Source organism: Stenotrophomonas sp. GD03680, from assembly GCF_029844625.1.
GTDB classification, from domain to species: domain Bacteria; phylum Pseudomonadota; class Gammaproteobacteria; order Xanthomonadales; family Xanthomonadaceae; genus Stenotrophomonas; species Stenotrophomonas maltophilia_P.
The window spans coordinates 1-13,889 of sequence record NZ_JAOCKC010000011.1 but is presented as its reverse complement, the minus strand read 5'-3'; the positions used below and the strand labels follow the sequence as shown (position 1 = coordinate 13,889).

The following is a 13,889-nucleotide window of genomic DNA, read 5'->3' as shown; positions in this document are numbered from 1 at the left end:
CCTGCGGCAACACCCGCCACAGTGCCCTCCCCGTCCCCCATCGCACCGGTGCAGTTGCCACCGGTGCCGGCTGGCAGCCGTGTCGGCGCCGCCGCTCCCCCGGCAATGAAGGAGTAAACCCATGCGCATCTGGGCAGTCGCCAACCAGAAGGGCGGAGTCGGCAAGACGACGACCACCCTGGCCCTCGGTCGCAACCTGGCCACGCAGGGCCATCGCGTGCTGCTGATCGATCTTGATCCCCACGCCTCGCTCAGCCGCGCCTTCGGCGTGCCGGTGGACCCGCCACCGACCGGCGTACTTGAGCTGTTCGGCGCACCTCCGGCCGAGCTGTCCAGCCTTTGCCACACCAGCAGCCTCAGCGGCCTGGACTACGTCTGTGCACAGCCGGCACTGGCCACGCTGGAGCGCCGCAGCGCCAACCAGCCGGGCCTTGGCCTGGCGCTGCAGAACGCGCTGGCACGGCACCAGGGCCAGCACGACTACATCCTGCTGGACTGCGCGCCCACACTCGGCCTGCTGATGATCAATGCGCTCGCGGCAGCGGACCGCCTGATCATTCCGACGCAGGCCGAGCCGCTGGCACTGCACGGGCTGGACGGCATGGTGCGCACCGGTGAGATGGTCGAGCGCTCGCGCCGGCGCCCGCTGCCGATCTCGATCCTGCCCACCCTGTTCGACCGCCGCACCCGCACCGGCAACGAATCACTGCGCAGCATGCAGGACCGTCACGGCGCACGCGTCTGGGAGGATGCGATTCCGATCGACACGCGGGTCAGCAACGCGGCCGGCCTGACCCTGCCGAGCGTCGGCGAGGACTATCCCGGCCGCGGGCTCGCGGCCTACCGTCGCGCGCTGAACTGGATCCTTGGCGAGGATGCGCGCGCGCTGGAGCAAGCCGCATGAACACCACCGGCGTGCTGGACGACTATCTGGACGAGCTGCTGGGCGAAGCGATCGCCCCGGTGGCGGCCAGCCCCGATGCAGGCAACACGGCGCTTCCGGCGGCGATCGCCGAACGCGAGCCGACCTGGGACGACCTGCCGGCAGAGGTCATCTACGAAACCGGCAGCAGCGACGTGGTGCCCATGGATGACGCCGCTCTGGCGGCCGCCTTCGAGACCGCCAGCCAGTCCGCTGCACCGGCCGCTGCCGAACGCCAGCCGACCTGGGACGATCTGCCCGATGAGGTGATCTACGAGACCGACGGCGCGGAAAGCCCGTTGCTGGCCCACACCGACAGCCCCGCGCTGCAGGCTGCCTTCGAGGCCGCCGCCAGCGGCGAAGGGGTGGATCCGGTGCCGCCCGCGCGGATCGTGCCCCCGGCACCCGCCGCTGTGCCGCCGGTAGCGGCTGCACCGCCGCGTGTCGCCCTCGAAGCACCCGCCGCCAGCCGCCCTGCCAGCTGGCAGGAACTGCAGGCGCAGGCCCATCGACCCGCCAACAGCCCGCATCCGCAGCACCGCCGCGCGAACGAGCGCACCTCGCGCTGGCTGCGGATGCGCTGTGGCAGCCAGGCCTATGCACTGGAACTGCTGAAAGTGCAGGAGGTGGTACTGCCGGTACCCCTGCTGCCGCTGCGCGGCACTGCGCCGGCGATGCTGGGGATCATGAACCTGCGCGGCCAGGTGGTGCCCGTGATGGACCTTGGGCTGCACCTGGGCGCAGCGGCGGCCGAGGACGACGCACAGACCCGCATCGTGGTGCTGGAGGAAGACGGCGAGACCATCGGCCTGCGCGTCTCGGCCGTGGAAGACGTCGCCAATCTCACTGATTCGCAGATCGAGCCACCGGATACCGCCCGCATCTGCCAGATCTCCAACGACCTCTTCCGTGGTGTGGCCCGCGTCAGCCAACGGCCGATGATCCTGCTCGACGCCACCCGCCTGCTCAACTGAGGCGGGGGCCACGCGTTGCCCGGGCCCGTCGGAACGGGCACGCAGGGCCTCACCGCCCCCTAAAGAACCCCTGGCGGGTGCCGATATGGATGACGGAACCGTTTGTCCGGAGCAACGATGAGTACTGTCGAACTGGGTGAGGATCTCGGCATCGAGACCAGCACCGAGCTCAAGAACCGCCTCGCCCCGCTGGTAGCGCAGGTTGGCGAGCTGACCCTGGATGCAAGCCAGGTCGGCCGCGTCCACACCGCCGCCGTGCAGGTGCTGTGCGCATTCGTGCAGGCACGCCGCGAGGCGGGCCTGGACACCGGCTTCCACGGTTGCACTGCAACCTTCCGTGACGCCGCGCGCCTGCTGGGCGTCACCCAGGCCCTGGGCCTGGACGTACCCCATGACAACCTGAAATCTGTGGAGAACGCTGCATGAGCGCACGTATCTTGGTGGTGGACGATTCGGCGTCGATGCGCCAGATGGTGTCCTTCGCCCTCACCTCGGCCGGTTTTGCCGTCGAAGAAGCTGAAGACGGCGCGGTCGCGCTCGGCCGCGCGAAGGGACAGCGCTTCAGCGCGGTGGTCACCGACGTCAACATGCCGAACATGGACGGCATTGCGCTGATCCGCGAGCTGCGCCAGCTGCCGGACTACAAGTTCACGCCGCTGCTGATGCTGACCACCGAGTCCGCCGCCGACAAGAAGTCCGAAGGCAAGGCCGCCGGCGCCACCGGCTGGCTGGTCAAGCCGTTCAACCCGGAACAGCTGGTCGCCACCGTGCAGAAAGTGCTGGGCTGATCGCCCCGCACCGTTCCCCTTCTTCGCTTCCGGATCACCACTGCATGAGCATGGACCTGCAACGCTTCCACGCCACCTTCTTCGAAGAGAGCCGCGAAGGCCTCGACGCGATGGAGGCCGGCCTGCTGGCCCTGGAGTCGGGGCAGCAGGACGCGGAGATCATCAACTCGGTGTTCCGCGCCGCCCACTCCATCAAGGGCGGTGCCGGTACGTTCGGCTTCGATGCCATCGCCGCGCTCACCCACGTACTGGAAACGCTGCTGGACGAGCTGCGCGCCGGCAAGCGCGCGCTGGAAGGCCACGCGGTCGATGCGATGCTGTCGTCCGTGGATGTGCTGCGCGCCCTGCTGCGCGAGGCCGAGCACGGCCAGGCGGCCGATCCGGCGGCCGTCGCCGCGGTGAAGGCGCGGCTGGAGGCAGTGCTGTCCGGCCAGCCGGCAGCCAGCGCCCCGGCCGCGGCTGCCGCCGCAGCACCGGTGGACGATACCCCCGAAGCCTGGCAGATCGGCTTCACCCCCGCGCCCTCACTGTTCATGAGCGGCAATGATCCGCTGCGCATCATCCGCGAACTGGAACATCTCGGCTCGCTGCAGGTCGCTGCGCGGCTCGAACGCCTACCCGGCTTCGCCCAGCTTGACCCTCTCGAAGCCCATCTTGCGTGGGACCTCGGCCTGGTCGGCAAGGTGCCGCGCAGCAAGATCGAAGACACCTTTGCGTGGGTGCTGGACGACTGCGAACTGGACATCCGTCCGGCCGCGCCGCCAAGCCTGGCCACCCGCGCCCCCGATACAACAGCCAACGCCCCTTCCACGCCCGTTGCTGCAGTACCCCCCGTTGCCGCCGCCCCTGCCGCCAGTGGCACCCCTGGCACCAGCCAGGATGCGGAAACCTCGATCCGCGTCAGTGTCGACAAGGTGGACGCGCTGATCAATCTGGTCGGTGAACTGGTCATCACCCAGGCCATGCTCAAGCAGGTCTCGCATGCGCTGGATCCGGTGCTTGCCGAGAGCCTGTTCGCCGGCCTGGATCAGCTCGAACGCAACACCCGCGACCTGCAGGAAGCCGTCATCGGCGTGCGCATGCTGCCGGTCGACGCCGTGTTCCGCCGCTTCCCGCGCCTGGTCCGCGACCTCTCCACCCGCCTCGGCAAGCAGGTCCGCCTGCGCACCATCGGTGAAGGCACCGAACTGGACAAGGGCCTGATCGAGAAGATCGCCGATCCGCTCGTCCACCTGGTCCGCAACTCCATCGACCACGGGCTGGAAATGCCGGACGTGCGCAAGGGCGCAGGCAAGGACGAGACCGGCACCATCACCCTGGCGGCGTCGCACCAGGGAGGCCACATCGTCATCGAAGTCAGCGACGACGGACGCGGCCTGGATCGCGCCAGGATCCTCGCCAAGGCGGCCGAACGCGGCCTGAGCGTGCCCGACAATCCCACCGACTCGCAGGTCTGGGACCTGATCTTCCAACCGGGCTTCTCCACCGCCGACGCCGTCACCGATCTCTCCGGGCGCGGCGTGGGCATGGACGTCGTCCGTCGCAACATCCAGGCACTGGGCGGTGAAGTACAGATCGAAAGCAGCCTGGGCACTGGAACGCGTACCCTGATCCGGCTGCCGCTGACCCTGGCCATCCTCGACGGCATGACCGTGGCGGTGGCGGGCGAGACGTTGATCCTGCCGCTGGCCTATGTGCTGGAAGCCCTGCAGCCGCAGCCGGAGGACATCCGCAGCATGGCCGGCGAAGGGCGCGTGCTGCGCGTGCGTGGCGAGTACCTGCCGATCCTGTCCCTCAGCGAGTACTACGGGTACGGCGCCCGCATGCCCGGCAGCGAGTCGCTGGTGGTGGTGGTGGAAGGCGACGGGCAGAAGATCGCACTGGAAGTGGACGAACTGGTCGGCCAGCAGCAGGTCGTGGTCAAGAACATCGAGAACAACTACCGGCGTATCGGCGGCGTGTCCGGCGCCACCATCCTCGGCGATGGCCGCGTTGCACTGATCGTCGACATCGGTGGGCTGGTGCGCTCGCTGCGCGTGCCGCAGGCCGCCTGAGTCCGAGCGCAGGTGATCCAGGGCCGCCGCCCCACACGGGCGGCGGCTTTCGTTTGTGTGCAGCCCGGTAGCAAGGCGAGTGTGCGCCTCCCGCTCCATTTCGTGAACTCCGTCGGCCCACGGCGCCGCAGGAAACCACCCGCGTGCAGGCCGGAACACGGCCCCTGCAACGCGTCCGCGCCGCCGTCCCTACGCATCCGGATGTGACGCCCATCCATAAAGTCCGCCGGCCGTGCGCCGCTATCTCGCAGTGACAGTCGTGACCGGACTCGCATCGGCTCCGATTCACGCTGCACTCCCCGGCCGGCACGCACGCCCGCCACTCTGCCCACCTGGAGCACCTGCATGAAGTGGTTCCACGATCTGCCCATCGCCCGCAAGCTGGCCGTGGGGTTCACCCTCACCACCCTGATGACCCTGCTGCTGGGTGCGTTCGCACTGTTGCGCCTGAGCCAGGCCAACGACCAGCTGGGGGCGATGGCCAGCAACGATATTCCGTCGGTGCAGCATCTGGGCGAAGCCCGCTCGCAGCTTGGTGAATTCCGTACCTACGAGCTGGCCCAGCTGACCATGCTGGACCAACCGGACAAGGTGGCCGACTACAACAAGCGCATGGACGCCACCGCCAAAGCCGTACGCGATGAACTGGCGGCCTATGCCGCCTTGCCGGCCCAGGACAAGGAACGCGAACTGTATCGCGCCGCCTCGGCGCAGGTGGATCGCTACTTCGCCGCCAACAAGGCCATGCGTGACGCAGTGGCCGCCGGCGACGGCATCATGGCGCAGCAGATTTCCGACGAGCAGTCGCGCCCGGCACGGCGTGAACTGTTCGACGCCCTGAAGGCACTGGGTGCCCACATCGCCGGCCTGATGGACGCGCGGATCGCCGATGCCAACGCCACCCATCGCGCCAGCATGATCGCCATCATCGGCTGCATCGTGCTGCTGTCGTTGCTGGCCGCAGCCCTGGCCACGGTCATCTCGCGGGCCGTGACCGGTCCGCTCGGCAAGGCCGTGCAGGCCATCCAGGCAGTCGCCCGCGGTGACTTGAGCGTCAGCACCCGCGCCACCAGCAACGACGAGGCCGGCCAGATGCTGTCCGCCACCGCGGAAATGACCGCAATGCTGCGCCGTTTCTCCGAGCAGACACAGCTGATGGCGCAGATGCATGCCGGACCGGATATCAGCCATCGCATCCCGGAAGACTTCCCGGGTGTCTACGGCCAGCTCGCCAGCGGCATCAATACGGTCATTTTCGAGCACCTGGACGCGATCCGCGATGCGATCGACGTACTCAACCAGTATGCCGTCGGCAATCTCGCACCGGACGCGCGCCGCCTGCCCGGCAGCCGCGCCATCCTGCATGAGTCGATGGATGCGGCCAAGTCCAGCCTGCTGGCGATCAATACGCAGATCCAGCAGCTCGCGGCCGCAGCCGCCGCGGGCGACTTCAGCCAGCGCGGCGACGCACAGCGCTTCCACCATGATTTCAAGGTGATGATCGATCACCTGAACACCATGATGGAAGTCGCCGACAGCAATCTCGGCCAGCTCTCGCAGCTGCTGCAGTCGATCGCTGCCGGGGACCTCACCGCGCGCATGGACGGGCAGTTCAACGGCGTGTTCGCACGGATGCGTGACGATGCCAATGCCACCGTCACCCAGCTGACCCGCATCGTTGGCCAGATCCAGGCCAGCGCCTCCAGCATCACCCTGGCCGCCGGCGAGATCGCCTCGGGCAACAACGACCTGTCGCGCCGTACCGAACAGCAGGCCGCCAACCTGGAAGAAACCGCCGCCTCGATGGAGGAACTGACCTCCACCGTGCGCCAGAATGCCGAGCACGCCCGCCAGGCCAACCAGCTCGCCATCGGTGCCCATGGCGTCGCCTCCCAGGGCGGCGAAGTGGTCGGCCAGGTGGTCACCACCATGTCCGCCATTGAAGCCTCCTCGAAGAAGATCGCCGAGATCATCAGCGTCATCGACGGCATCGCCTTCCAGACCAACATCCTGGCCCTCAACGCCGCGGTCGAGGCCGCCCGTGCCGGTGAGCAGGGCCGCGGCTTTGCGGTGGTCGCCAGCGAAGTGCGCACCCTCGCCCAGCGTTCGGCCGCTGCCGCCAAGGAGATCAAGGGCCTGATCGACGACTCGGTGGGCAAGGTCGCAGATGGTTCTGCGCTGGTGCACAAGGCCGGCGCCACCATGGGCGAGATCGTTGCCTCGGTGCAGCGCGTAACCGACATCATGGCCGAGATTTCCGCGGCCTCGCAGGAACAGAGCGCCGGCATCGAGCAGGTCAACCAGACCGTGGTGCAGATGGACGAGACCACCCAGCAGAACGCCGCGCTGGTGGAGGAAGCCACCGCCGCTGCACGGGCGATGGAGGAACAGGCTGTGCAGCTGGGTGAGGCCGTGGCCCGCTTCCGCCTGGAGTCACAGAACGAAGCACCGCTACCGGCGGTGGTCGTGGCGGCGCAGCGCAGAACGCCAGCGGCAGCTCCAGCGGCCAGGCCGGCTCCCCAGCGCGTCGCACGCGCCGCGGCGGCGCAGCCGGCGCTGGCACTCGACGGCGACTGGCAGGAGTTCTGACCTCATCGGAACCGGGACGCGTCGGATTCCTGCACGCTGGCAGGGATCCGACCCTCGACCGGCCCGGTCTGCTCGCCGTGACTCCTCGCCGGTCGTCGCAACGCATCACAGTTCCAGCGTTGCCCCGGCCAACTGATTGAATTTTTCTTTAGGTTCAGCCGCCGCTCGCCGCTAACGGGACACGGTCCTACGCGAGCCAGCGATGCCAGCCAGCAACGACCCCGACCCGATACCGGTACAGCGTGGGCGAATGCTGGCCGGCGTGCTGCTGCTCGCTGCGTGGCTCGGATGGACCCTCGCCGCGCTGTGGGCGCAGGCCGATGCTTCACAGCCACCGGCCGGCCGCTGGCGCGCCGCGGACGTGCTGGCGCAGCTGTCGCCCGCCGTGCTTGCCGCCAGCCACCAGCATCCCCTGCTGCTGCGGCAGTCCATCGTCTGTGGCTGCGCCCCACCGGCGCGCACACCCGACGGCATCGACCTGCGGGAGGCCCGCACGCCGCTGCCCTTCGAATGGCTGGTGCTGTACCAGCAGCGCCTTGTCTATGCCGGGCCCTCCCTTCTCGACGCGGGCTGCGGCGGCCGTCCGCTCGCAGCCGCTCCACTGGTTGCGGGGCTGCTGCGCAATGCACAGGCGCCCGTGATCCTTTCCCATCATTGCCCATGCCACAAGGAGTAGCGCATGCATGCCTCCACCCGTAATACCGCCGCGCCGACCGGTCAGCCGACACCGCCTTACCTGCGCACGCTGGCCGCGGGTGCCGACCGCCTGTTCCTGCTGGTCAGTGCAGGGTTGGTCCTGGCCTCGCTGGCACTGGCCGTGCGCCATGGTCAATGGACACCGTGGCTGCTGGTCGCACTGCCCGCGCTGCTGGTCAGCGCGGTGCAGATCCACCTGCAGCCCGGCAGCCGCCTCAGCCGCTGCACGACAGCGCTGGCGTGGATGGTGCTGTCGGCCACCTTGATCCACCAGACGCACGGACAGCTGGAGACCCACTTCACGGTCATCGTGCTGATCGCACTGCTGCTGTACTACCGCGACTGGCTGCCGATCGTGGTGGCCGCCGTGGCGATCGCCGTGCATCACGTGCTGTTCTTCGCCCTGCAGACGCGCGGCCTGCCGTACCCGGTATTCGCCGCCGGCAGTGGTCTGGGCGTGCTGGTCCTGCACGCCCTGTACGTCACCATCGAGGCCGGCCTGCTGTCGGTGATGGCCGTCCAGATGCGCCGCCAGCTTCTGCTGCTCGGCCACGACCCGCAGCAACTGGCACACCTGGCACGCGGCCTGGCCGACGACCAGCCCCTGCCCGAGGCGCTGCATGCCAGCCAGTTCCCGCAGGACTCGCTGGCCGCCGCCCTGGTCCAAGCCAGCACCCGGCTGCTGCAGCGCCGCCAGCGCGAGCTGGCGGCCAGTGGCGAATCGCTGCGCATCCGCAGCGCGCTGGACGATGTCACCACCAACGTGATGATCGCTGACCGTGACCGCAACATCGTCTTCGTTAACCGTCCACTGCAGAAAATGCTGGCCGCCGCCGAAGCCGACCTGCGCCGTGACCTGCCGCAGTTCAGCGCCGCCGATCTGCTGGGCCGCAACATCGACATCTTCCACCGCAATCCGGCCCACCAGGCCACCCTGCTCGACCGCCTCACCGGCACCTACCGCACGCAGATCCGCGTCGGCGGCCGGGCCCTGCAGCTGATCGTCAATCCGATCATCGGCGACGACGAACAGCGCCAGGGATTCGTAGTGGAGTGGGCCGACCGCACGGCCGAGATCGAGGTCGAAGAAGAACTCGGCCATATCGTCGATGCCGCCGCGCAGGGCGACTTCAGCGGCCGCGTCGGCACCGCCGGCAAGGAAGGCTTCTTCCTGCAGCTGGCGGAACGCCTCAACGGCCTGCTGGATGCCAACGCACGCAGCATCGAGCAGATCTCGCAGCTGCTGTCCTCGCTCTCGCGCGGCGACCTCACCGTGCAGATGCAGGGCGACTTCCACGGCGTTTACGCCCGCATCCGCGACGATGCCAACACCACCATCGCCGAGCTGACCCGCATCGTCGGCAGCATCCAGGCAGCCTCCAGCCGCCTCACCGGCGCTGCCGCCGGACTGGCGCAGGGCAATGGCCACCTGGCCAGCCGTACCGAACAGCAGGCGGCCAGCCTGGAGGAAACCGCCGCCACCATGGAGGAGTTGACCGCGACCGTGCGCCAGAACGCGGGACATGCGCGGCAGGCCAACCAGCTGGCCACCGATGCGGCCGACATCGCCGGCGAGGGGCGCACGGTCGTCGGCCAGGTGGTCACCACCATGTCCGCCATTGAAGCCTCCTCGAAGAAGATCGCCGAGATCATCAGCGTCATCGACGGCATCGCCTTCCAGACCAACATCCTGGCCCTCAATGCCGCGGTCGAAGCCGCCCGTGCCGGTGAGCAGGGCCGCGGCTTTGCCGTGGTCGCCAGCGAAGTGCGCACCCTCGCCCAACGCTCGGCGGGTGCTGCCAAGGAGATCAAGGGCCTGATCGACGCCTCTGTCGGCAAGGTCAGCGATGGCGCCGCACTGGTGCAACAGGCCGGCAGCACCATGCAGCGGGTCGTGGCCGCGGTGCAGCAGGTGAACCAGATCATGGGCGAGATCTCCTCCGCCTCGCAGGAACAGAGCATGGGCATCGAGCAGGTGAACCAGAGCATCGCGCAGATGGACGCCAGCACCCGCCAGAACGCCACGCTGGTGGAGGCGTCCACCGCGGCCACCCACGGCATGGCCGAACAGGCACAGCTGCTGGCGGCCGCGGTAGCGCGCTTCCACCTGCACGGAGGGGACGACAATCCGGCGGTGATGCAGCGTGTGCGGCAGATCGCCGGTATCGAGGAATGATGCCTTCGGCCCATTCCTTCGATCCCGGCCCGGCCGATGGAAGGTGATGAAACTCACACTTCATAATCCGGCGCGGTGGCCGATATCCCCATCGAGCCACGCGCCGGCGCGCGCAGGCGCCCGCCCCTGACCACAGATTCCATGTCCGACGGCAACGACACAGCAGTGCACGATGTCCATGCGGCCGACGCCGCGGATGAACGCTTCCTGGTCCGTAATCCGCGCCAGCTGCGGCAGCTGCTGCGCTCGCTGATCGAGCAGCGCTCCCTGATAAACGCGCATATCGACGGCCGCGATCGCTCGTTCCCGACCGCGCTGTTGGAACTGGACGAAGACGAGGACGTGCTGCTGATCGATGGCAGCCCGCAGGAGGCGTCCAACCGGGCAGCCGAGCAGGCCGATCATGTGCTGTGTTTCGCCCAGCTTGAGCGCGTGCTGGTGCGCTTCCGTCTGCAGGGGCTGCAGCGCGTGGACAACGACGGCCACGTCGCCTTCCGCGCTGCGCTGCCAGAGGAACTGATGCATCTGCAGCGGCGCGAACTGTACCGGCTGGAGACCCCCGTCACCGACTCGCCCCAGCTGCTGCTGCCGGCTGCGGACGGACGCCCCGAGGCGTTGTCGATGCGCGTGGTGGACATCAGTGGCGGAGGCCTTGCCGTCGCGGTGCCCAGCGACTGCGCCGTGTTCGGCCTGCAGCAGCGCTACGCGGCGGTGCTGTCGCTGTCGGATGGGCCGGATCTGGATATCGAACTGGTGGTCTGCAACCTGCTGCCGCAGCGCCAGCCCAACGGTACCGAAATCAAGCGCGTGGGGATGCGCTTCGACAGCCTGCCTCGCGGTGGCGACAGCGCCATCCAGCGCTACATCTTCCGGATCGACCGCCAGCGCAAGGCACGCCGGAACGGAGAGATGTAGCTGGCGCCGGCCGTGGCCTGGCGCCATCCGGTCCTCACCAGACGGGAATGTCCTGTCACGGCCCTGCCTAAAGTCCCCCCGCGCGGGGCCGATATCGAGCCTGACACCGGGACTTCCGGCAGAACCAGGACCCCTCGATGAACGACCAGACCCGCTCCGCCGCCAGCGCCGGCGGCGAATTCCTCAGCTTCACGCTCGGCGCCGAGCATTACGGCGTGGATATCCTCAAGGTGCAGGAAATCCGCGGCTACGATGCCGTCACCCGGGTGCCGGACGCACCGGATTACATCAAGGGCGTAATCAACCTGCGCGGAACCATCGTGCCGGTGATCGACCTGCGCCTGAAGCTGCGCCTGGAGAACGCGCGCTACGACGCCTTTACCGTGATGATCGTGCTCAATGTCGATGACCGTGTGGTCGGCATCGTGGTGGACAGCGTCTCGGACGTCATCCCGCTGTCGTCCGAACAGATCCGCCCGACCCCTGAATTCGGCGCTGCGGTCGATACCCGGTTCATCTCGGGCATCGGCACCCAGGACGACCGCATGCTGATCCTGCTGGACATCGAGACCCTGCTGGACAGCGCGGACATGGGCCAGCCGGCCCTGCTCGAGGACGCCGCCGCCTGAGTCTGCGTACCGCTTCACGTTGCTGTCACGAAACCCTTCAGTTCCCTGCGGCGGTGCCGATAGGGGGACAGAGGCCGGCCGCGCGGGAACGCGTACCACCGGCAAAAAACCATCACCCTCCCGGAGAACCACCCCGATGAAGTCCCTGCTCGCGCTCGTTTCGGCTGCCGCCCTGGCCACCACCGCGTCGTCCGCCCTCGCCCAGTCCTCGGACATGATCCCGCCGGAACTGGCCCCGCGCTCGGTGGGCAAGGACGGCATGGTCTGCGGCAAGGTCGAGAAGGCCCGCTTCGCCGAAGGTTCCGAAGGCCAGCCGACGTTCCTGTACATGGGCGGCGCCTTCCCGCGCCACACCTTCTCGGCGCGCATCGCCGGTGAAAACCGCAGCAAGTTCTCGTTCCCGCTGGAAACGCTGGAAGGCAAGACCGTGTGCGTGATCGGCAAGATCCAGCGCGATGCCTCGCGCGCCGAGATCGAAGTCAGCTCGCCGGCCGGCCTGAAGCTGGCCAACATCAAGTAATCCGCTGTCCGTCGCAGTCACGCCGGTCCTGGTGCCGGCGTGGCCGCCGCCGCAACCGGGCCCGATGCCCGTGCGCGTCTGCCTTAGGAGATCGCAACGCCCATGCCTTGGATCAACAACCTGAAACTGATGCCGAAGCTGATGGTGACCTTCGGCGTCATCCTGCTGGTGATGCTGCTGCAGGGCATCGTCGCCTATCGTGGCCTGCATTCGCTGAACAACGTCACCACCGAGTTGGCCGGTTCGCGCATGGAAAGCATCCGCCTGGCCGGCGAGATGCGCGGCATGCTCGGCGAGTACCGCAACAGTGCCTACCAGCAGCTGATCCGTGCCAGCGATGACGTCAAGGCCGACGCGCGCAAGCAGGCTGCCGCGCTGCGTACCAGCATGGACAGTTCCATCAAGGACTATCCGAAGCTGGTGGACAACGCCCAGCAGAAGAAGCTGTTCGACACCTTCGCCAAGGACTGGAAGGACGCCCTGGCCTCCTACGACAGCGTCACCGAGATGCTGGAACTGGACCTGCCGGACGACGCCATCGATACCTTCGTCGGCGAGACCCGCACCAAGCACCGCAAGGCCGCCGCGGCGCTGGAAGCCCTGATTGCCGAAGACAACCGCCTCGCACGCGCCTCGCGCGAACAGGCCGAATCCACCTATGCCGCTTCGTCCGTCCTGACCGTGATCGCCCTGCTGGGTGGCGCCGCGCTCGGCCTGGTGCTGGTGTGGCTGTTCGCCCGCGCCCTCGTCGGCAGCGTGCGTGGTGCCGTCTCGGTGGCCAATGATGTCGCCGGCGGCAAGCTCGACGGTCACATCGATGTCAGCCGCCAGGATGAAGTGGGCGAACTGATGCAGGCCATGCAGCGCATGCAGCGTGATCTGCGTGAGCGCATCGAGACCGACCAGGCCATCGCCCGCGAGAACCTGCGCATCCGGACCGCGCTGGATTACAGTTCGACCGGCGTCTACCTGACCGATGCCAACAACACCATCGTCTACAGCAACCGTGCCCTGCAGCAGACGTTGAGCCAGTACCAGGACGATGTGCGCCGCGACCTGCCTGACTTCGATGCGCAGGACTCGCTGATCGGCAAGCCGGTCACGGTGCTGGAACACCGTGGCGAGATGGACCCGTCCCTGCTGGCGAACCTCAAGCAGCACGGCGTGGCCCGTCGCCCGATGCAGTACGGCGATGCCCAGTTCGCCCAGGTCGTGTCGACCATCCGCAACGAGGACGGCGACACCGTCGGCTGCGTGGTGGAATGGCGTGACCGTACCCAGGAAGCGCAGGTCGAGGCCGAAGTGGCCCGGGTGATCGCCCGCGCCGCCGCCGGCGACCTGTCCGGCCGGATCGAAACCAGCGACAAGGAAGGCTTCTTCCTGCAGCTGGCCCAGCAGATCAACGGCCTGCTCGACGCCAACGCCGGCAGCATCGAACAGATTTCCGGCCTGCTCGCCGCGCTGTCGCAGGGTGACCTCACCGTGCGCATGCATGGCGACTACCAGGGCGTATTCGCTCGCATGCGTGACGATGCCAATGCCACTGCCGCGCAGCTGAGCGAGATCGTCACCCGCATCAAGCAGTCCAGCCGGGCAATCAGTACTGCCGCCGGCGAGATCGCCTCC

12 protein-coding genes are annotated in these 13,889 nt (G+C 68.0%); all 12 read left to right on the top strand.

All coding sequences use genetic code 11. The features are described 5' to 3' along the window. Positions 1-121 precede the first annotated feature (121 nt). Positions 122-904, top strand: coding sequence for a ParA family protein (locus tag N5J29_RS12955; protein ID WP_164153066.1), 783 nt, complete (start codon positions 122-124; stop codon positions 902-904). Further along, positions 901-1,896, top strand: a complete 996-nt coding sequence (locus N5J29_RS12950; RefSeq protein ID WP_164153065.1) for a chemotaxis protein CheW — start codon at positions 901-903, stop codon at positions 1,894-1,896. The genes N5J29_RS12955 and N5J29_RS12950 overlap by 4 nt, the downstream gene beginning before the upstream one ends. A 117-nt stretch (positions 1,897-2,013) precedes the next feature. Then, positions 2,014-2,322, top strand: a complete 309-nt coding sequence (locus tag N5J29_RS12945; protein ID WP_053520056.1) for an STAS domain-containing protein — start codon at positions 2,014-2,016, stop codon at positions 2,320-2,322. Further along, positions 2,319-2,684: a response regulator gene (locus tag N5J29_RS12940; protein WP_164153064.1), complete on the top strand. Its 366-nt coding sequence runs from the start codon at positions 2,319-2,321 to the stop codon at positions 2,682-2,684. The genes N5J29_RS12945 and N5J29_RS12940 overlap by 4 nt, the downstream gene beginning before the upstream one ends. Before the next feature lie 44 nt (positions 2,685-2,728). Next, positions 2,729-4,738, top strand: a complete 2,010-nt coding sequence (locus N5J29_RS12935) for a chemotaxis protein CheA (RefSeq protein ID WP_053520424.1) — start codon at positions 2,729-2,731, stop codon at positions 4,736-4,738. A gap of 345 nt (positions 4,739-5,083) precedes the next feature. Next, complete coding sequence (locus N5J29_RS12930; protein ID WP_164153063.1) at positions 5,084-7,327, top strand: methyl-accepting chemotaxis protein; 2,244 nt, start codon at positions 5,084-5,086, stop codon at positions 7,325-7,327. A 202-nt stretch (positions 7,328-7,529) separates the two neighbouring features. Next, the gene (locus N5J29_RS12925) at positions 7,530-8,003 is read left to right on the top strand and encodes a hypothetical protein (RefSeq protein ID WP_128990761.1); all 474 of its coding nucleotides are present in this window, start codon (positions 7,530-7,532) and stop codon (positions 8,001-8,003) included. 3 nt (positions 8,004-8,006) lie between these two features. Then, on the top strand, positions 8,007-10,199 hold the full coding sequence (locus N5J29_RS12920) for a methyl-accepting chemotaxis protein (RefSeq protein WP_164153062.1): 2,193 nt from the start codon (positions 8,007-8,009) through the stop codon (positions 10,197-10,199). Positions 10,200-10,340: 141 nt separating this feature from the next. Next, positions 10,341-11,114: a flagellar brake protein gene (locus tag N5J29_RS12915; RefSeq protein WP_111186113.1), complete on the top strand. Its 774-nt coding sequence runs from the start codon at positions 10,341-10,343 to the stop codon at positions 11,112-11,114. A 137-nt stretch (positions 11,115-11,251) separates the two neighbouring features. Continuing rightward, positions 11,252-11,743, top strand: a complete 492-nt coding sequence (locus N5J29_RS12910; protein ID WP_053520422.1) for a chemotaxis protein CheW — start codon at positions 11,252-11,254, stop codon at positions 11,741-11,743. A gap of 136 nt (positions 11,744-11,879) precedes the next feature. Continuing rightward, positions 11,880-12,263 (top strand): hypothetical protein, encoded by a 384-nt coding sequence (locus tag N5J29_RS12905; RefSeq protein ID WP_053520421.1) that lies wholly within the window; start codon positions 11,880-11,882, stop codon positions 12,261-12,263. A 102-nt stretch (positions 12,264-12,365) separates the two neighbouring features. Continuing rightward, positions 12,366-13,889 (top strand): MCP four helix bundle domain-containing protein (locus N5J29_RS12900; RefSeq protein ID WP_279924434.1); only part of this gene is annotated, 1,524 nt, incomplete at its 3' end.

Coding starts and splice junctions, on each gene's coding strand:
- N5J29_RS12905 (WP_053520421.1), top strand. CDS start 11,880: ATGAAGTCCCTGCTCGCGCTCGTTTCGGCTGCCGCCCTGGCCACCACC.
- N5J29_RS12945 (WP_053520056.1), top strand. CDS start 2,014: ATGAGTACTGTCGAACTGGGTGAGGATCTCGGCATCGAGACCAGCACC.
- N5J29_RS12935 (WP_053520424.1), top strand. CDS start 2,729: ATGAGCATGGACCTGCAACGCTTCCACGCCACCTTCTTCGAAGAGAGC.
- N5J29_RS12940 (WP_164153064.1), top strand. CDS start 2,319: ATGAGCGCACGTATCTTGGTGGTGGACGATTCGGCGTCGATGCGCCAG.
- N5J29_RS12930 (WP_164153063.1), top strand. CDS start 5,084: ATGAAGTGGTTCCACGATCTGCCCATCGCCCGCAAGCTGGCCGTGGGG.
- N5J29_RS12925 (WP_128990761.1), top strand. CDS start 7,530: ATGCCAGCCAGCAACGACCCCGACCCGATACCGGTACAGCGTGGGCGA.
- N5J29_RS12915 (WP_111186113.1), top strand. CDS start 10,341: ATGTCCGACGGCAACGACACAGCAGTGCACGATGTCCATGCGGCCGAC.
- N5J29_RS12950 (WP_164153065.1), top strand. CDS start 901: ATGAACACCACCGGCGTGCTGGACGACTATCTGGACGAGCTGCTGGGC.
- N5J29_RS12955 (WP_164153066.1), top strand. CDS start 122: ATGCGCATCTGGGCAGTCGCCAACCAGAAGGGCGGAGTCGGCAAGACG.
- N5J29_RS12910 (WP_053520422.1), top strand. CDS start 11,252: ATGAACGACCAGACCCGCTCCGCCGCCAGCGCCGGCGGCGAATTCCTC.
- N5J29_RS12920 (WP_164153062.1), top strand. CDS start 8,007: ATGCATGCCTCCACCCGTAATACCGCCGCGCCGACCGGTCAGCCGACA.